This is a genomic window from Acidimicrobiia bacterium, assembly GCA_029210695.1.
GTDB lineage: Bacteria > Actinomycetota > Acidimicrobiia > Spongiisociales > JAHEDJ01 > JAHEDJ01.
Genome location: JARGFH010000002.1, coordinates 1 through 17,073 on the forward strand (window position 1 = coordinate 1; position 17,073 = coordinate 17,073).

Consider the following 17,073-nt stretch of genomic DNA (forward strand, 5'->3'; position numbering starts at 1 on the left):
AACAACTAGCATCCAAACCCAACCCAAGGTGAGGAATTTCGATGAGCAACCCTGGGGAATTTCAGCGAGCGGCGTCATCTGCAAGGCATTGCAGTTCGCCCCTTCCACCTACTACGCCGCCAAGGCCCGGGTCCCCTCGGCGAGAACGCTGCGGGATCAAGTGTTGATGCCGATCATCCTGGCCCTGTGGCAGGTCAACTTCGAGGTGTACGGGGCCCGCAAGCTGTGGAAGGCAATGCTGCGGGCCGGCCACGACATCGGTCGGGACCAGACCGCCCGTCTCATGGCAGAACTGGGTATCCGGGGCGTGCGGAAAGGCAGGAAACCCAGGACCACCCGCTCGGATCCCCAAGCGGCCCGACCGCCCGACCTGGTCGACCGTCACTTCGTTGCTGACCGGCCGAACGCTCTGTGGGTGACGGACTTGACGTATGTGGCGACCTGGTCGGGGATGGCGTACGTGTGTTTCATCACCGACGTGTTCAGCCGCATGATCGTGGGCTGGCGGGTCGCTACCCACATGAGAACCAGCATGGTCCTCGACGCATTGGAGATGGCACGATGGTCCCGGGGCACCCGGCTCGAAGGGCTGGTATGCCACTCGGACGCCGGCAGTCAATATACGTCGATTCGTTACGGGGAGCGGCTCACCGAGCTCGGCGCCGTCCCCTCGATCGGCTCGGTCGCGGACTCACTCGACAACGCGATGGCCGAGGCGACCAACTCTTTGTACAAGGACGAACTGGTCCGCAACAAGGGGCCGTGGCGCGACGTCGACGAACTCGAACTCGCCACCCTCGAATGGGTGACCTGGTTCAATCGGACTCGGCTCCACGGGGCCCTCGGCGACGTTCCACCCATCGAGCATGAGGAGGCTCACTACGCTCAACTGACCACTACCGGATGACTTGGAAACCAAACAACCGAGTCTCCATCAAACCCAGGGCGGTTCAGACGGACCCGCTCCAGCACCTGGCCGACGAACTCGTCGGTCAACTGGTCCTCACCGCCGTCACGATCCAAGCCCAGGCCTTCGCCGGCCTCGACGTAGCGGCGGACCGTCTTACGATCCACGCTCACCAGGCGGCTGATCGAGCGCAGCCCCTCACCACCCAGCCACAACCGCAGAATCTCACGAACTTCAAACACGGGAACCTCCCGGAACGCCATGCCGCCTCCTAATGGTCCTGTCAATACGAACGGCGGCCAGCACAGCATCAACAGCACCGGATCCGGCGGACCCCGGAAGGTGGTCCCATCACTGGCGAGCAGGTGGTCCCATCCCCCTGGCGAAACTCATCTCAAGGTGGTCCCATCCCGCTGGCGGGCGACACACTCCAAACGGGAGAACCCGGGCGGTATCCCCGGTCCGCAACATCTCGACATGATCGATATGAGAACCCCCGGCGATCAACGCCAAGACCAGTGTGAGAAACTTCGATGCTGGATTGGCGCCACCGACCCGGCCCGTCAATTTGACCGTCTGGTCGATCAAAGACTTCAAACCCAGCCGCGATACCAGGGTCGCTACCGGAAACAACCCGGCGTTCGCCACCAGATTCGGGTCATCAAAAACCGTTTCGACACGATCGAGGTTTGCTATCGTGGTGCTCACTGAAAGTGCCTTCCGAATCTGGGTATCTGACTGCCTCTGACAGCGTCATTCTCCCAGGTCAGAAGGCATTTTCTATGTCAATCCCAACCGTCAGACACCGATCAGACCGGTGGATCCAGGCTAAGCTCTCGGTATGCCTACTTTCGACGTTGTCTCTGAAGTGGACCTCCAGGAGGTTCGCAATGCTGTTGATCAAGCCGCTCGTGAGACGGCCACCCGGTACGACTTCAAAGGCACTGCCACCACTGTTGTTCTACAGGGCGATGAGATAGTCACCGAATCGTCGACCGAAGATCGACTGCGGGCCGCGGTCGAGGTCCTCAAAGAGAAGCTCATTCGAAGGACCGTGTCACTCAAATCACTCGGAGGTGGCGAGCCCAAGGAGGTGGGCGGCGGCCGGTATCGCTCCGTTTTCACTGTGAATCAGGGTATCGCCCAGGATGCGGCTCGCGAGCTCAACAAGCACGTGAAGGGCCTGAAACTAAAGGTCCAGGTGCAAATCCAAGGAGATCGGTTGCGGATCTCAGGAAAGAAGCGGGACGACCTTCAGGAAGCCATCACCGCCTTGAAAGATCTCGACTACCGGATACCGCTTCAGTTCATCAACTTCCGCGACTGAGCTGGGATTCCTCGCCTCGGAACTGTGTCTCGAACAGGTCGGCGTAGAGACCGCCCTTCTCTAGGAGCGCTCGATGGTTGCCCTGTTCGACCAGCCGCCCACCATCGATCACGAGGATGCGGTCGGCGGCCAGGATCGTAGACAGACGATGTGCGATCACCACGGATGTCCTGCCCTTCATCACCCGTTCTAGCGCCTCCTGGATCAGTGCTTCGGATTGTGAGTCGAGGTGCGAGGTCGCTTCGTCGAGAATGAGGATCCGCGGGTCCTTGAGGATCACTCTGGCCAGCGCCAGGCGTTGCTTCTCACCTCCCGACAACCGGTAGCCGCGCTCACCGACGACGGTCTCGAACCCATCCGGGAGATCGGCGATGAAGTCATAGATGTTGGCAGCCCTGGTGGCGGCTTCGATTTCGGTCGCAGTAGCTTCCGGACGGGCGTAAGCCAGATTGGCGGCGATCGAGTCGTGGAACAGGTAGGACTCCTGGGTGACAACTCCAATGGCATCTGCGAGCGTGTCGAGCGTCAGGTTCCGGATGTCGTGCCCATCGATCTCGATCGCTCCCGTCGTCACATCGTAGATGCGGGGCAGCAGGTAGCTCATGGTCGTTTTGCCGGCTCCGCTCCGCCCGACCAGCGCCACGAGTTCCCCGGGAGCAACGTCAAACGAGATCCGCTCGATCGCCCACTCTCTGGTGGCCACCATTGCGGTCTCAGGAATCGACTGCTCGAAGGTAGCACCCCGGCCAAATCGCTTCACCTGGGTCAGACCCTCCGGTCCGTCGGATTGATAACGAAACGACACGTCGTTGAACCGGATGGCACCTTCGACGTGGTCAAGGTGAACGGCTCCGTCTGCCTGCCGGATTTCCTGGGGTAGGTCGATCACCTCGAATACCCGTTCGAATGAGACCAGCGACGTGGCGAACTCGACCCGGGCGTTGGACAGCGCGGAGAGCGGACCGTATAGCTGGGCCAGGAGCGCCGAGAACATCACGACCACACCGATTTTCAGATCGCCGTTGATGACGAGCCAGCCTCCCACCCAGAACACTGCCGCCGTCCCGACCGCGCCGACCAGCCCAAGGGCGGCGAAGAACCATCTTCCGATCAAGGCCCGCCGAACTCCGAGATCTCGCACTGCGGCAGCTTCCGTGTTGAAGCGGACCTGCTCGTCGTCACTCCGATTGAAGAGCTTGACGAGTAGCGCTCCGCTCACGTTGAACGTCTCCTGCAAGATGGCCGACATCGAGGCGTTGTGTTCCATCTGAGCTTCCGCCACGCGTCGAAGGATCTTGGCCACGCCCCGCGCCGGCAGCACGAACAGCGGAAGTGCGGCGATGGCCAATAGCGTCAGACGCCACTCGGCTTGCAGCATGACGACGAGGATGAACACCACAGAGATCACATTCGAGGCGATCGTGATGAACGTGCCGGTCACTGCCTGCTGCGCTCCGACTACGTCGTTGTTGATGCGAGAGATCAGCTCACCGGTGCGGGTGGCCGTGAAGAAGCGCAACGACATCCCCTGGATGTGTGCGAACAGTTCCCGCCGCAGGTCGAAGATGATCCCCTCCCCTGCTCTGGCACTGAGCCAGCGCTGCAGGGTGCCGAGGACTGCATTGACCAGAGGCACCGCGATCATCCCGGCGCCGAGCCACGACAGCAGTGCCAGGTCCCGGTTCGGTATCGCATCGTCGACGAGAAACCGAATGAGGATCGGCGGAACGACACTCAGCGCCGAGATCACCACGATCGTGCCGAGTACACCAACGATCCAGGTCTGATAGGGACGCCCGTATGCGAAGACTCTGCGCAGAAGGGCGCGATCGACCTGCGGGCGGTCCTGGTTTTCGTCGTAGGTCAGCCGGGCGTACCAGCCCCCGGAGTGGAAAATGCCTATCTCCCTGGTTGCTCGGCATAGAGACTAGGCCGGCACCTCCGTCTACCTATCCTTCGGCGGCGGCAGGCGCAGCCTGGCCGTCAGCCGGCAGCAGAGAGTCGGCGCCGGTGGACGTGGTCACGGTGGCGAGCGGAATCATCGCCGAGGCCATCTCGAGAGCCATCTTGGAGTCGACCTGCGATCGATGAAACAGCTCATACTGGTAATCACCGGGAATCCAGGCCAGAGTCTCGTCACCGCCGGACATGAGCCGCCAGGCTACCAAGCCGGCGAACGCGACGGTTTCGCAGGAATCAAAATCCCGGTTGTCGAATCGCTCGCATCCGGACTTCTCGGGATCCGGATAGGTCACCCAGAGCACGCCGTACTGACCGACCGTCCGGCTGATCGTGTATGGCTCCGCCGTCCACATACCGAATGCCGCGATGAAATCGTCGGACAGGCTCCCATCCCCGTCGAAGAGGAGTTGTGAAGAGACGAATTCGATGTCGTCGGGAAGAAACTCGGGAAAGGCAATCCCGGGTAGTGCGCCGACGATTTCGGTGCGGGCCGCCTGCACGAACTTGTCCCCGGCCTCCCTGCGTTTCCACACAGCCTGAATCGTTTCTTCGGGAGCAACCGGGTCGGGGGCAAGGAAGTCGTTGGACCAGGCCACCTCTGAGACCGGCCGCAGCGTGGGTGCCGGTTCCGTTGACACCGTCGTCTTGCCCTCGCCGGCGGTTCGCTCACCGATCCAGTGGTTGGTCGCCTCGCCGACGTTGGATAACGGGTTCTCAGAGCACGCGGTGGCAAACATCGCGCAGGCGACGAGCAACATGAATATCCCTCGACTCGTCATGACCCCCCTCCACCTGGAGGATATACCCGGTCGTCTACAGTACAGACGCTCCCGGATTGCGAGAAGTTCCCATGTTGTCCGTCTACGCCGAGTCCTTCTCCCCGTCACTCGACACTGCCGTCTCACATGCTTTGCTGCGAATGGTGGCCGACGGCGACTGCGGTGAATCTCTGCGCTTGTATCGACCAGATGATGTCGTCGCCTTCGGCAAGCGAGACGTGGTAACCCACGGATTCCTCCAGGCAGTTGAGTCGGCGGGGAAGGCGGGTTTCGATTCGATCATCCGGTTGGCCGGCGGGCGGGCTGCCGTCTTCCATCGCGACACAGTTGCCTTCGCCTGGACCATGCCCGCACCATCGCCTCGCGCCGGCATCAACGAGCGGTTCGAGCGCTTGTCGGATCTCCTGCTGGGCGCCTTCCGAGCGCTCGGGGCCGACGCCCGAATCGGCGAGGTCCCCGGCGAGTACTGCCCGGGCGAATTCAGCATCAACCTCGGCGGTAGGTCCAAGGTCATGGGTGTCGGTCAACGACTGATCGCCGGAGCGGCACACCTTGGCGGCGTGATCGTCGTCGATCGAGGTGACCGGATCGCGGAGGTTCTCGTCCCGGTCTATCGCGATCTCGGCCTCGAGTGGGACCCCGGCACATCCGGTGACCTGGCTTCCGGTGTCCCCGGTCTCACCTGGCCACAGGTTCACGAGGCAGTGCTGGGATCATTCGCGGAGATCGCCGACATTGCCCCGGCGGCCATCCCGGCTGCGGTGCTGGCCCGAGCCAAAGGGTTAGAGCCGGCGCATGCAGTAGGCAATAGGCAATAGGCCTACTTGGCAACGCTCACGAACTCGAACGTGTATTTCTCGTACGTCGTCTCGTTCTTGACCTTGACGACAAATGCTTTGCCGGCCGGCGCCGTCGGGAACTCGACTCTGACCCAATATGCCCCCTCGGCATTGGCTACGGTCGAGCCTGAGCCGTAGTCGGAAAGAACGAGAATGGTCGTGCCGGGTGCAGCAGTGCCGGAGTACTCGTCGTAGGGAGGGATCTCGGCGCATTCACCGTATGTGGCGTAGGCCGTGAAGACCCACTCAGACGGCGGAGCCTCCGGCTTGGTGGTGGTCGTCGTCTCGGGCGGGTCGTAGAAGACGACGATGGCAGCCTCGGACGTATTGCCCGCGGCATCGGTGGCAGAGAATGAGGCTTTGTTGCCGCCCGCTCCCAGGATCAGGACAATCGACCACTCGCCATCCTCAGAAACGGTCGCCTCGTACGGGCCGGCCATCACGATGGCGCCCGGTTCGGTGCGCCCCGCGAAGGCGACGGCCGTGTCCTTCAGGTGCTCTCCGTCGGCCGGTGAGGTCACCACGAGTTCGGGAGGTACGGTGTCCGGCGGTGCGACCGGCGGGATCTCACCGCTCTGCTCGATTGGCCCCGGCTCTCCACCTTCGGGTGGAACGGATGGGATGGCGGCCACTGTGGTCACAGTGGCCGGCTCGGTCGTCGACGTGCTCGCCACCGTGGTCGGCGTCGTTTCAGCGGTTTCCGCCTCATCAGATGCAAACATGTTGGTCTGGAACACCGTCAGACCAACGATGATGACCAGACCGAAGGCGCCTGCGAACGACAAAACCTTGGGGAACAGCGGAAGCGGCCCGGGCGACGAGGTCATCATGAGCAGCGGATGACCGGATATGCTCGACTTGAGTCCGTCCGCCGCCCGCCCCGCTCTCTGATCTAGGTTCATTCCGGCACCACCAGTCGGTCGGCGAGGTTCTTCCTACCTTTGTGGAGGTGGACCTTGGCGGTGCTGGCCGTACAGCCGAGAATCTCCGCAACTTCGGCCACGGGCCGGTCCTCGAGATAGTGCAATGCAATGGCCTGGGCCTGCCGCTTCGGCAATGATCGGACGGCCCGCCAGAAGTCCGCGTCGGCCGGCTCGAGCTCCGGCAGCGGGATCTGGCGGTCCAACGCCACTCGCGCCAATGCTCGTGCTTCCGCCGCCTTCCGACGGTAGAGAGACACGGATTTGTTCGAAACGACTCGGCGCACCCAGGCACCGGGAGCTTCATAACGCCCGACCTTCTCCCATTGCTGGTGTGCCGTCATGAAAGCATCCTGCGCCAGATCCTCCGCCGCCAGCCGACTCCCGGACAGGGCGTAGGCGAGTCCGACAACGGCCCTGAACTCACGCTGATAAAACACGTCGAACCGTTCCGGCCGTGCAATGACCTGCATGTCGTTCACGTGCCGCACCACGCGGTACGCCTCTCTCTCGTCGCATTACTTCCCTACGGGTCGTGACACCCTTAACTCGTATCGGCGTCGAGAAAGGTTTACCTAACGGAATTGACCGGCCCGGCAGGCGCTCACCGTTCTAGCCACCCGTTTTTCCGCAGGTTCTGAGTCGGCGTACCATTCGCCCATGGAGTTTGTTCTCGGCGCGGCATCGGTGCGGCGCGTGGGAGTGTTGCGATTCCCGGTCTCAATTGTCGAGGGTGAGGATGGGCACGTGCTCGCCCGCCTTGGCCGGGGCGGATGGTTCAAGGTGTTCTTCGGCAGGGGCCGCCGGGTTGAGCTCCCCGACGGGACTGCCTGGCGGGTGACGGCGACTGGAGCCGGTTCCTGCATAGTGCCCATGGTGACGTGCTCGGGCGGCAAGCTGGCGGTGGCCGCACCTCACGGGAAACGGTCCTACGGCATAAACGGCCGCGCCTATGCCTACAACATCTACCCGGCTAGCCAAGCCGGTTTGCGCAGATGGTCGCTCCGGGAGCACGAAACCGAACTCGGCAGGTTCGGCTCGCACTCCATGTATGCCAGCCACCCGATACCGCTCGCAACCGCGCTGCTGTGCTTTACCCTGATCAGGTACGGCGTACCCGGAGACGCCGATCTCGGGGTCCCCGGGTTCCGCTGGGGATGACCTCCCGAGGTCCGCACGGCAGCCTTCACCTGCAACGGCCGGTAGCCTGTTCTCACCATGCGTCGCATCCTCATCCTCAACGGCCCAAACTTGAATCTCCTTGGGACCCGGAAACCCGAAATGTACGGATCCACCACACTCGGTGAGCTCGATCGGTTGTGCACCGAGTGGGGTGCACTTCACGGTCTCGACGTCGAAACGTTTCAGTCGAATCACGAGGGTGTTCTGATCGACCGGTTGCACCAGGCTCGCGAAGACATCGACGGGATCGTTCTCAATCCCGGAGCGCTCACGCACTACTCCTACGCTTTGCACGATGCAATCGAGGCGATTGGACTACCGGTCGTTGAGGTCCACATCTCGAATATCAAGGAAAGAGAGTCATGGCGCGCCCATTCGGTGGTCACGCCGGCTTGCGTCCACACCATCTACGGTCGCGGGGTCGACGGCTACCGCTGGGCGATCGACCATCTCGTCCACCGGGAGACGCGACCGCCCAGAGCACTGGAATACGCGACCGGCGACAGCCACGTCGGTGACCTTCGCCTGCCGGATGGCGAGGGCCCGCACCCTGTCGCCGTTCTCATTCATGGTGGATTCTGGCGGCACCATTGGACCCGCGACACCCTGGACGCTCTCGCAGTCGATCTTGCCGCCAGGGGATTCGCAACGTGGAACATCGAATACCGTCGCGTCGGCATGGGTGGCGGGTATCCGGCCACCCTGCAGGACGTGGCGGCCGCCATCGATCATCTCGATGAGCTGGCGGCTGAGTATCACCTCGATCTGCAACGCGTCGTCGTGCTCGGCCATTCGGCAGGTGGTCAGCTCGCTCTTTGGGCGGCCAACCGCCACCGCCTCAAAGAGGATGATCCGGGTGCCGGGCCGCGGGTGCTGCCCGAAGCGGCAGTCTCGCTGGCCGGAGTCACAGACCTTGAGGCCGCCGAAACAACGAACCTTGGTGACGGGGCGGTGGACGGTTTCCTGGGCAAGGCGCCGCGTGACGAAGCGTACCGGGTGGCTTCCCCGCTCCATTCGCTGCCCGCGGACCGGCCGCACCTGATCGTTCACGGCACGAAAGACGACCGGGTGCCGATCTCGTTCGCGCACTCCTACGTCGAGGCGGCTCGCCGGCCGGGCACCAAAGTGGAGCTCATCGAGATCAACGGTGCCGACCACTTCGATCCGATCGCACCGACAGGACCTGCCTGGGCTGCGGTAGTCGAGCGACTAGCCACGCTCTGATGTTCCCAGCGTTGGCGGCGACTACCGCAGTGGCCATGGCGGTGCTGGTCTGGGCTGAATGGAAGCACTCGAAGATCCGGTTGATCGCCAAGCCACTCGCCTCCGCCGGCTTCGTTGCCGCCGCACTCCAACGGGGAGCCTTCGATTCGACGTACGGGAGGATCCTGCTACTCGGCCTGGTGCTGGCTGCAATCGGCGACGTTCTCCTGCTCGGCTCGACTCGCCGGATGTTCCTGGCCGGCCTGGTCAGCTTCCTGCTCGGTCACGTGGCGTATGGGGTTGCCTTTTCGACCCTTGGGCTACGGCACGGCACAGACATCGACTTCATCTGGACGGCGGCGGTGAGCTTGCCGATCGCCGCCGTCTCCTACGTGGTGTTCAGATGGCTGAAGCCGCACCTATCGGACGATATGCGCAGCCCGGTGTTGGCGTACGTGCTCGTCATCACGGTCATGGTGTTGACTGCGTTCTTCGCAGTCGAAGGTGGCGCCACGGGCTTGATCCTGGTCGGTGCGGTTGGGTTCTTCCTATCAGATCTGGCCGTCGCTCGTAATCTCGTAGTCGAATCGATCACAAATCGGGTGTGGGGCCTGCCGCTGTATTACGCCGCCCAATTGGTGCTGGCCTGGACGGCCGGGACCTGATTATTCGCCTTCGGCCGACGGCTGGCGGGCTCCGAGCTCACGATCGAGCATCAGCAGCGCCGTTCGATCGTCACCGATCATCTTGAGTTGCTCCACTATCAAGCCGACGTTTGCCTCTTCTTCGATCTGCTCCTCTACGAACCAGTTGAGCAATGGATAGCTGGCGAAGTCCCGATCGTCGGTGGCCAGTGCGTACAGGTTGTTGATGGCGGCCGTGACCTTCTGCTCATGCCCGAGCGACGCTTCGAATGCCGACCGGGCGGTGGTCAGAGAGAGCCCCGGGGCGGCGATCGCTTCCAGTTCGATATGGCCCTCCCGGTCGAGCACGAAATCGAAGAACTTCATCGCATGAACTCGCTCTTCCTCAGCCTGGAGTCGCATCCAGGCGGACATACCCGGCAAATTCTCCTCGTCCAGGAAGGCGGCCATTTGGAGGTATGCGTAGGAGGAAGCCAACTCCAGATTGATCTGGTCGTTGAAGGCGGCTTCGAGTTTCGTGCTGATCGGCATGTTGTCGTCTCCTGGATCTGGCGAACGGTATCCATGATATCCGGCCGTTCGATTCTGGAATCCGGCTGCATTCCGCCCGGTTACCCTGGCGGCCGTCGACGACAAAAGGAGCGCGAACATGCGCGGTGACATCATCATTGTGGAAGAGCACCACCGGGCCGCCGCCGCGGACATCGTCGCCCATCTCCTCCCGGCGATTCGTGCGCGACACGACCGCTACACCATCACCGTGGCGGGCGAATCGGGAAGCGGCAAGTCCGAAACGGCCAAAGCGCTCGAAGAGGAACTCGGCCGGCACGGTGTCAACGCCGGCATCCTGCAACAGGACGACTACTTCGTGTATCCGCCACGCACCAACCACGAGGCCCGGGTAGAGGATATCTCCTGGGTGGGTGCCAATGAGGTTCACCTCGATCTTCTCGATGAACACCTGGCCTCCGCCCGCGCAGGAGCGACCTCACTCGAGAAGCCGTTGGTGATCTATGAAGACGATTCGATCACTACCGAAGTGATGTCGCTCGCCGGACTGGAGGTTGTAATCGCCGAAGGCACCTACACGAGCCTGCTCGCCAACGTCGACACGCGGATCTTCATCGCTCGCAACCGTCTCGAGACCCTGGCCGCCAGGCAGAATCGGGGACGTGAAGCCATGGATCCGTTCATCGAACAAGTGCTGGAGATCGAGCACGCCATCATCGGCCCACAGGTCGAACGAGCAGACATCGTGATCACGCGGGACTATGCGGTCGAGTTCAACACCTGAAAGCCTCGATTGGGATCACCGACGCGCAGGCGGGTCGGTGAGACTCCGGTCGGGAAACAGCCCGGGCGCTGCCCGGTACTCCGCCCCCTACCACTATCTGCCAGGTCGAGACTTGTCCTAGCCCATCAATCGGCATACCCTGCTCCGGGCTGGACCATCCGGCCGGGAGTTTCTCCTTCATGCGCCGTGCCGCTTACCTCATCTTCGCAGGCATCACACTCGTTGCCTTGTCATTCGCCGGTTTCGCAGTCTTTGCACCGGTTGCCGTCGACGCGCCCGAAATCCCAGTCCAGATAGACCTTCCAGACGGGCGAGGTCTGGCGGCGGGACGCCTGGCCAGCATGTCGTTCACGGCCGTGGCATCGAGCGTCGAGATACAGTCCGGCGGCGGCAGCCTCATGGCTGCGTCGCCGGTACCGGGCAATCGCGTGGAGATCCTCGAAGCAGCAACCACGACTATCCCCAGGTCCTCCTCGTCCTCCTCGTCCTCCTCCTCCACCACCACCCCCCCCCTCCTCGACAACTTCGACGACCACTACCGCACCACCTGTGACCACAACAACACTGCCCGAGACCACGACCACCACCACGGTGGCGGAGTCGACCACGACGACGGTGGCCCCCACAACGACGACAACGACCCTCCCGGACACGACGACGACCACCACCACCCTCCCGCCGACCGGACCTTTGACTGAAGCGGAGATGCGTGAGCTCGCCGCCGGGTTCTTCCCCGCCGAAGAAGTCGACAAGGCCGTGCTGATCGCCGAGTGTGAATCTGGACTGAATCCGAGCGCGTACAACCCGAGCGGACCATACGGAGGGCTCTATCAGCACCTGGAGGCAGCCTGGGACTCCAGAGCTGCGGCAGCCGGTTACCCCGGAGCCAGCATTTTCGATGCTGAAGCCAACACAGCGGCCGCATATCTGCTCTGGTCGTCCAGCGGGTGGAGCCCGTGGCCGTGGTGCGATGCGTGGGCCGACGGGCAACTCGGGGGCTGATCGTCAGCGTCGGACGTACCGGACCGAGTTGCCGTCTTTTCCCGCCATGTCCAGCACAGACAGCTCCCGCAGGCAGTAGGTCATCTGTTGCGCCAGGCGCCGGGAGACGTTGAGTTTCTCCGCCAAATCCGAGGTCGTGAACGGCTCGATCAGGTCGGCCGGCAGGAACCCGGCCAGGTCCTCTACAGATCTGATCAGCACCGACTCATCGACCTTGTGCAGCGCCCGACCTACAACGACCCAGCCTTTACGCCTCCATGCCTTGCCAGGTTCGTGCACCCGGTACTCGTCTTCGGAAGTAATCAACACCTCGAGTTCGAACCGGTCTTTCTGTATGAGGCCCGGGATGCTCACCAGCCGGCTGAAGATGTCCTCGAGCCGGCCGTGCTTGGGGGACTGACGGGCAGACAAGATCTCGCCACCGGTGCCGAGTTTCACGATGCGACGGTCGGTGGCAATGGGAGCCACCAGCCGGACTGGATGTGACTCAAGCAGGTTGCTCAGCTTCGTGCGGAGGGAGGCGAATCCACCTGTCTGGACCTCGATGAGCAGCTCCCCACGGACCAAGTCGATGACATAGCCATCGACGGGTTGCTCAAAGATGTCTCCATCGACGGCATACCATTCCTTGAGTTGGGCGTGTAGCGACCCCTCGTTGAGTGTTCCGATCACAGGTCCATGCTCCCAGCCCGCCGCCGATGGAGGGGGATTTCCAGCACGGCGGTGTTGCTCTAGGGGAGAAGCTCGAAGCTGTGGACGTGAGCGGGGCGGACGATTGAGAAGTGTTTCCGGTCGAGGGTTGCGATTTCGGTTACGTCGAGGCGCTCGGCCGCTGCAACCACCGATGCGTCAACGGATCCAAGGGGAAGATCCCGGTACTGGTGCACAAACTCGGCGATTCGGAGCCAGTCGCCGGCCCTCACCGGCTCGACAGTGAACTCCCCCGCAGCGAGGTCGCCGAGGAACCGGACTTCAGCGTCTGCGCCCAGACGACTTCCGATCAGGTAGACGACCTCAGTGATGACGAGCGTCGGGATGATCAGCGGCCCAGGGTGGGTGAGCAGAAGCTCAAGAGATTGGCCGTGGTGGCGGTCGTCGGCGTCGACGTAGGCGTAGAGCGGTCCGGCGTCGACCAGAGTGGCTATCTCGCCACCTCGGCGGCCAGGATCTCTTCAATGCGCTCGGAGATGTCCTCGCGGCCACTGCGACCCGCACCGGCTGCTCGCAGGTGACGTGGTCGGCTGCCGAGGTGGTGTTCGATGGCTTCACGGGTCAGGTTGGAGACGGTTATTCCGCGTCGCTCAGCCTCGTGGCGGAGCTTGGCGTCGAGCTCGTCGGGGAGTTTGACCGTAGTTCGCTTCATGGTATGTCAGCATACCCGCCTGGTCGATCAGGGGGAAGGGTTTCGAATTGCGGCCTGCACCTCGACTGCAGACATCGAGCCGCTAGCTCTGCAGTCGTCTCGCCGGCGGGCAGCTGGAGTGGTTCGGCACACTCTCCAGCGGGAATGTCACCGGAAATCCCGTGACGTGACCCCCATGGCCGGCCACGGGGTAAACGATCTGGCAACGAAGTTCGTGACACCGTCCCGAAACTCGAGGACACCTTCAATAACCAGACCGGGATTCCTTCTGGCGACGTCACGATTGGCCGTCCAGATATCGGGCAGCACGATCACATTGAGCAAGCCGGTCTCGTCTTCGAGGTTGAAGAAGATCACCCCATTGGCCGTAGACGGACGTTGCCGGTGGGTAACGATGCCTCCAATCCGAGCGCGAACACCGTTGCGTTCGGTCGCCAATGCCTGAGCGACCGTGCGACATCCCAACCGGTCGAGGCGGTCCCGCACGAATTCAACCGGATGTCGAACCGAGATCCCGGTTGCCCACAGGTCGGCCTCTGCCTCATTCTCTTCGCTCATCCCCGGGAGTTGGGGCGCCTCTGCTCCCGGCGAGAGCGGCAATCGGTCTGGACTGATCTCGGCGAGAGCCCCCGCCGCCCACAAACCCTCCCGCCTGGTCAAACCCAACGACTCGAGCGCCCCGGCAGCCGCTAGTCCTTCCAGTGCATCTACCCTCAACCCCGTTCGATGAGCGAGGTCCTGCGGTGATTGGAACCGGCCGCCGGCCTGCCGGGCTGCCTCCACCCTGGTGATCTCGGCCTCTCCGAGGTTACGGACATATCGCAAGCCGAGTCGCACGGCGACGGAAGGCCGCAGCGGATCTTCAACCGGTCCCCTCCCCCGCCGCCACGCCTGCCCGTAGTACTCGGCCAGGTCGTCGGGGTCCGCATCGTGCGGTTCGATCGTGCAGTCGTGCCAGGAGGCGTTCACATCGGGACTGCGAACTACCACCCCATGGCGGGCGGCGTCCTGTACCAGGCTATTCGGGCTGTAGAAGCCCATCGGGTATGCGTTGAGCAGGCCGGCCAGGAACTCTGCCGGCCAGTGATACTTCAACCAGGCAGACATGTAGACGATGTATGCGAAACTCACCGAGTGACTCTCAGGAAACCCGAACGAGGCAAACCCCTGGAGCTTCTCCCAGATCTCATCGGCTGCCGGCCCGATGATCCCGTTGGACGCCATCCCATCGAACACCTCGTCACGCAGACGTCCCATCGCCTCGTCTGACCGCTTGTGGGTCATGGCAGAGCGCAGTCGATCTGACTGATTGCCGTCGAAACCTGCACACACCCTGGCGAGTTCCATCAATTGCTCCTGAAAGATGGGAACGCCCAGTGTCTTGCGCAGCACCGGTTCTGTGAGCGGGTGAGGAAATCGGATCTCCTCCTCACCGTTTCGACGTCGTAGGTACGGATGTACCGACTGCCCCTGGATCGGCCCCGGCCGAATCAGAGCTACCTCGACGGCCAGATCGTAGAACGTCTTCGGCTTCATCTTCGGCAGCGTCGCCATCTGCGCTCTGGACTCGACCTGAAACACGCCGACGGTGTCCGCTTTGGTCAACATCCGGTAAACGGCCGGTTCTTGCGGGATCGTGGCCAGATCGATCGACAAACCGTGGGCCGACTGGATCATGTCTGCGGTGAGGTGCAGAGCATTGAGCATCCCCAATCCCAGCAGATCGAACTTGACGATCCCGATCGAGGCACAATCGTCCTTATCCCATTGAATAACCGATCGGCCTTCCATCCGTCCCCACTCCACCGGCACGACCTGCCACAACGGCCGATCGGCGATCACCATTCCACCGGAGTGAATCCCTAGATGACGGGGGAACCCATCCATGCGGTGGCAGACGTCGTAGACGAACTCAGCCGTCATCCCTTCCGGAAGCGGAGCTTCGAGGCGCAGCTTTGCCGGGTTTCGCGTATCGACGTACTTCGAAAGTCCATCGACCTGCGCCTGGGTGAATCCGAAGGCCTTGCCGACATCACGCAAAACCGACCGGGCCCGGTAGGTGATGACGTTGGCGACCATCGCCGCCCGCTCCCGCCCGTAGCGTCGATAGCAGTACTGGATCACCTCTTCCCGGCGGTCCGCCTCCAGGTCGAGGTCGATGTCGGGTGGTCGTCCGCGTTCCTCAGTGAGAAATCGCTCGAATGGAAGTCCGAGCCGTATCGGATCAACCCTGGTCAAACCGATACATCGACACACTGCCGAGTCGGCTCCCGAACCCCGGATCTGACAGTAGATATCCTGGCTCCTGGCGAACTGCACGATGTCCCAGACGACCAGGAAGTATCCGGGGAAGTTGAGCTTGCCTATCACCGCCAGTTCATGTTCGAGTCGCTGCACTGCCCGGGGATCAACTCCTCCCGCCCCGTCCGGATAGACCTCCCTGGCGCCTTCGAAGGTCAGGTGCCGGAGGTATTCCATCTCGGAACGGAAGTGGCCCGGCATCGGAAAGTCCGGTAGTTGCGGCGCCACCAGGTTGAGGTCGAAGGCCAGCGATTCTCCCAACCGCACAGAACGTTCCACCACACCGGGGTAGGCGGAGAAGCGTTCGATCATCTCGACCGGACGCTTGAGATGGCGTTCGTCGGTGGCCGGTCGATAGCCGTCTTGTTCGGTGAGCGACCGCCGTCCGGCAATGGCTGCAGCAACATCCGCCAGGGCTGCCTCGCCCCGATCGTGGTAGTGAACATTGTTGGTCGCCACCATCGGAAGCCGTAACCGTCGCCCTACTTCCCACAACACGTCGTTGCGGACATCATCCTCTGGCAGGCGGTGATGCCAGAGTTCGAGGTGCAGACGGTTGCCAAAGATCTCACGGAGGGGCCGTGCTGCCGCCAGGGCGGCGTCGAGGTCGCCCCTTCTCGCCGCGGCCGGGACCGCACCTTGCCAGCACCCGGTGAGCGCCACCAGGTGGCCGACCCGGGCGGCTTCGTCGAGATCTGCCCAGGAGTAGACGGGCCGATCCTTCTCGCCCCGGAACTGGGCTCTGGTGACGAGGTGACTGATCGCTGCATAACCCGCCGGCGAGGGGGCCAGCAGGACGAGATGATCGGTGGGCGGCGGATCGACGGGTTTGGTGCCGTGCATCTTCCGGGTCCGACCCCTACGGGCCGCCGGTAGCTCGCCGCGAGTCGCGAGCCTCTCGATGTCCCGCTGCGACGCCAAAGCGATCGGTTCTGACTCGCGACCAGCAACTCGCGACTCGCGACTCAGACCGATCTCTACCCCGTACACCGCTGGAAGGCCGACTTCCTTGGCCGCTCTGGCGAACCGTACAGCCCCATACATGCCGTCGTGATCGGTGACCGCCAGCGCCCGATAATCGAGGGCGGCAGCCCGCTCGACCAGAGCCTCCGGGTGTGACACTCCATCGAGGAAGCTGAAGTTCGTATGACTGTGAAGTTCTGCGTATGAGGATGACATGGGTTGAATCGCCCGGTCATCATATCGAACATACGTTCGATCGGCTAGCGGTAGATTGCGGTCACAAACGGCAAGGCGTCCGAGACGCCAAGACCTCTCTAAGGCACCGACGGTGGGTAAACCTTTCTTCGCCCTGTTGCGAGTAACCACCGTATGTGACCTTATGGCCAC

General features: G+C 62.6%; 20 protein-coding genes. 9 read left to right on the plus strand and 11 right to left on the minus strand.

Features of this window, described 5'->3' with window-relative positions; translation table 11 throughout:
* Positions 1-907 (plus strand): IS3 family transposase (locus P1T08_00685; GenBank protein ID MDF1594598.1); only part of this gene is annotated, 907 nt, incomplete at its 5' end.
* Here the strand turns inward: P1T08_00685 and P1T08_00690 are convergent.
* Positions 886-1,170: a hypothetical protein gene (locus tag P1T08_00690; protein ID MDF1594599.1), complete on the minus strand. Its 285-nt coding sequence runs from the start codon at positions 1,168-1,170 to the stop codon at positions 886-888. The two genes, P1T08_00685 and P1T08_00690, sit on opposite strands and share 22 nt — an antisense overlap.
* Positions 1,171-1,258: 88 nt before the next feature.
* Entirely contained in the window at positions 1,259-1,615 is a 357-nt protein-coding gene (locus P1T08_00695; GenBank protein ID MDF1594600.1) for a hypothetical protein, read from the minus strand.
* A 133-nt stretch (positions 1,616-1,748) separates the two neighbouring features.
* On the opposite strand from P1T08_00695, the gene P1T08_00700 reads away from it, so the two are divergent.
* The gene (locus P1T08_00700; protein ID MDF1594601.1) at positions 1,749-2,234 is read left to right on the plus strand and encodes a YajQ family cyclic di-GMP-binding protein; all 486 of its coding nucleotides are present in this window, start codon (positions 1,749-1,751) and stop codon (positions 2,232-2,234) included.
* Here the strand turns inward: P1T08_00700 and P1T08_00705 are convergent.
* Positions 2,218-3,987, minus strand: coding sequence for an ABC transporter ATP-binding protein (locus tag P1T08_00705; GenBank protein ID MDF1594602.1), 1,770 nt, complete (start codon positions 3,985-3,987; stop codon positions 2,218-2,220). The two genes, P1T08_00700 and P1T08_00705, sit on opposite strands and share 17 nt — an antisense overlap.
* 196 nt (positions 3,988-4,183) lie before the next feature.
* Positions 4,184-4,975: a hypothetical protein gene (locus P1T08_00710; protein MDF1594603.1), complete on the minus strand. Its 792-nt coding sequence runs from the start codon at positions 4,973-4,975 to the stop codon at positions 4,184-4,186.
* 71 nt (positions 4,976-5,046) lie between these two features.
* Here P1T08_00710 and P1T08_00715 point away from each other — a divergent pair, with 71 nt between their 5' ends.
* Positions 5,047-5,793, plus strand: a complete 747-nt coding sequence (locus tag P1T08_00715; GenBank protein ID MDF1594604.1) for a lipoate--protein ligase family protein — start codon at positions 5,047-5,049, stop codon at positions 5,791-5,793.
* Positions 5,794-5,795: 2 nt separating this feature from the next.
* Here the strand turns inward: P1T08_00715 and P1T08_00720 are convergent, their stop codons facing one another.
* Positions 5,796-6,716 (minus strand): hypothetical protein, encoded by a 921-nt coding sequence (locus P1T08_00720; protein ID MDF1594605.1) that lies wholly within the window; start codon positions 6,714-6,716, stop codon positions 5,796-5,798.
* Entirely contained in the window at positions 6,713-7,207 is a 495-nt protein-coding gene (locus tag P1T08_00725; GenBank protein MDF1594606.1) for a sigma-70 family RNA polymerase sigma factor, read from the minus strand. Before P1T08_00725 ends, P1T08_00720 begins: the two co-directional genes overlap by 4 nt.
* Before the next feature lie 187 nt (positions 7,208-7,394).
* Here P1T08_00725 and P1T08_00730 point away from each other — a divergent pair, with 187 nt between their 5' ends.
* The 3 genes from P1T08_00730 to P1T08_00740 are packed head-to-tail and all read left to right on the plus strand — an operon-like array spanning position 7,395 to position 9,784.
* Positions 7,395-7,895, plus strand: a complete 501-nt coding sequence (locus P1T08_00730) for a hypothetical protein (GenBank protein ID MDF1594607.1) — start codon at positions 7,395-7,397, stop codon at positions 7,893-7,895.
* Between the two features lie 57 nt (positions 7,896-7,952).
* A complete protein-coding gene (gene aroQ, locus P1T08_00735) occupies positions 7,953-9,140 on the plus strand; it encodes a type II 3-dehydroquinate dehydratase (GenBank protein ID MDF1594608.1) in 1,188 nt (395 codons plus the stop codon).
* Entirely contained in the window at positions 9,140-9,784 is a 645-nt protein-coding gene (locus tag P1T08_00740; GenBank protein MDF1594609.1) for a lysoplasmalogenase, read from the plus strand. The genes aroQ and P1T08_00740 overlap by 1 nt, the downstream gene beginning before the upstream one ends.
* Here the strand turns inward: P1T08_00740 and P1T08_00745 are convergent, their stop codons facing one another.
* On the minus strand, positions 9,785-10,294 hold the full coding sequence (locus P1T08_00745; protein MDF1594610.1) for a ferritin: 510 nt from the start codon (positions 10,292-10,294) through the stop codon (positions 9,785-9,787).
* A 118-nt stretch (positions 10,295-10,412) separates the two neighbouring features.
* On the opposite strand from P1T08_00745, the gene P1T08_00750 reads away from it, so the two are divergent.
* From P1T08_00750 to P1T08_00760, 3 genes are all read left to right on the plus strand, one after another.
* Positions 10,413-11,057 carry a hypothetical protein gene (locus P1T08_00750; protein ID MDF1594611.1) on the plus strand — a complete coding sequence of 215 codons (645 nt, stop codon included), beginning with the start codon at positions 10,413-10,415 and terminating at the stop codon, positions 11,055-11,057.
* Between the two features lie 179 nt (positions 11,058-11,236).
* Positions 11,237-11,755: a hypothetical protein gene (locus P1T08_00755; protein ID MDF1594612.1), complete on the plus strand. Its 519-nt coding sequence runs from the start codon at positions 11,237-11,239 to the stop codon at positions 11,753-11,755.
* A gap of 7 nt (positions 11,756-11,762) precedes the next feature.
* Positions 11,763-12,059 carry a transglycosylase family protein gene (locus P1T08_00760; protein MDF1594613.1) on the plus strand — a complete coding sequence of 99 codons (297 nt, stop codon included), beginning with the start codon at positions 11,763-11,765 and terminating at the stop codon, positions 12,057-12,059.
* 3 nt (positions 12,060-12,062) lie between these two features.
* On the opposite strand, the gene P1T08_00765 is transcribed toward P1T08_00760, so the two are convergent.
* The 4 genes from P1T08_00765 to P1T08_00780 all read right to left on the minus strand — a co-directional run bounded on the left by P1T08_00765 (position 12,063) and on the right by P1T08_00780 (position 16,902).
* Entirely contained in the window at positions 12,063-12,731 is a 669-nt protein-coding gene (locus P1T08_00765) for a hypothetical protein (GenBank protein ID MDF1594614.1), read from the minus strand.
* Between the two features lie 59 nt (positions 12,732-12,790).
* The gene (locus tag P1T08_00770; GenBank protein ID MDF1594615.1) at positions 12,791-13,195 is read right to left on the minus strand and encodes a PIN domain-containing protein; all 405 of its coding nucleotides are present in this window, start codon (positions 13,193-13,195) and stop codon (positions 12,791-12,793) included.
* Between the two features lie 5 nt (positions 13,196-13,200).
* A complete protein-coding gene (locus P1T08_00775) occupies positions 13,201-13,422 on the minus strand; it encodes a ribbon-helix-helix domain-containing protein (GenBank protein ID MDF1594616.1) in 222 nt (73 codons plus the stop codon).
* Positions 13,423-13,569: 147 nt separating this feature from the next.
* Entirely contained in the window at positions 13,570-16,902 is a 3,333-nt protein-coding gene (locus P1T08_00780; GenBank protein MDF1594617.1) for an error-prone DNA polymerase, read from the minus strand.
* Positions 16,903-17,073: the final 171 nt, after the last annotated feature.

Excerpts from the sequence above, each read along its gene's own strand:
- P1T08_00690 (MDF1594599.1), bottom strand. The coding sequence starts at position 1,170 with ATGGCGTTCCGGGAGGTTCCCGTGTTTGAAGTTCGTGAGATTCTGCGG.
- P1T08_00700 (MDF1594601.1), top strand. The coding sequence starts at position 1,749 with ATGCCTACTTTCGACGTTGTCTCTGAAGTGGACCTCCAGGAGGTTCGC.
- P1T08_00710 (MDF1594603.1), bottom strand. The coding sequence starts at position 4,975 with ATGACGAGTCGAGGGATATTCATGTTGCTCGTCGCCTGCGCGATGTTT.
- P1T08_00715 (MDF1594604.1), top strand. The coding sequence starts at position 5,047 with ATGTTGTCCGTCTACGCCGAGTCCTTCTCCCCGTCACTCGACACTGCC.
- P1T08_00720 (MDF1594605.1), bottom strand. The coding sequence starts at position 6,716 with ATGAACCTAGATCAGAGAGCGGGGCGGGCGGCGGACGGACTCAAGTCG.
- P1T08_00725 (MDF1594606.1), bottom strand. The coding sequence starts at position 7,207 with ATGCAGGTCATTGCACGGCCGGAACGGTTCGACGTGTTTTATCAGCGT.
- P1T08_00730 (MDF1594607.1), top strand. The coding sequence starts at position 7,395 with ATGGAGTTTGTTCTCGGCGCGGCATCGGTGCGGCGCGTGGGAGTGTTG.
- aroQ (MDF1594608.1), top strand. The coding sequence starts at position 7,953 with ATGCGTCGCATCCTCATCCTCAACGGCCCAAACTTGAATCTCCTTGGG.
- P1T08_00740 (MDF1594609.1), top strand. The coding sequence starts at position 9,140 with ATGTTCCCAGCGTTGGCGGCGACTACCGCAGTGGCCATGGCGGTGCTG.
- P1T08_00745 (MDF1594610.1), bottom strand. The coding sequence starts at position 10,294 with ATGCCGATCAGCACGAAACTCGAAGCCGCCTTCAACGACCAGATCAAT.
- P1T08_00750 (MDF1594611.1), top strand. The coding sequence starts at position 10,413 with ATGCGCGGTGACATCATCATTGTGGAAGAGCACCACCGGGCCGCCGCC.
- P1T08_00755 (MDF1594612.1), top strand. The coding sequence starts at position 11,237 with ATGCGCCGTGCCGCTTACCTCATCTTCGCAGGCATCACACTCGTTGCC.
- P1T08_00760 (MDF1594613.1), top strand. The coding sequence starts at position 11,763 with ATGCGTGAGCTCGCCGCCGGGTTCTTCCCCGCCGAAGAAGTCGACAAG.
- P1T08_00775 (MDF1594616.1), bottom strand. The coding sequence starts at position 13,422 with ATGAAGCGAACTACGGTCAAACTCCCCGACGAGCTCGACGCCAAGCTC.
- P1T08_00780 (MDF1594617.1), bottom strand. The coding sequence starts at position 16,902 with ATGTCATCCTCATACGCAGAACTTCACAGTCATACGAACTTCAGCTTC.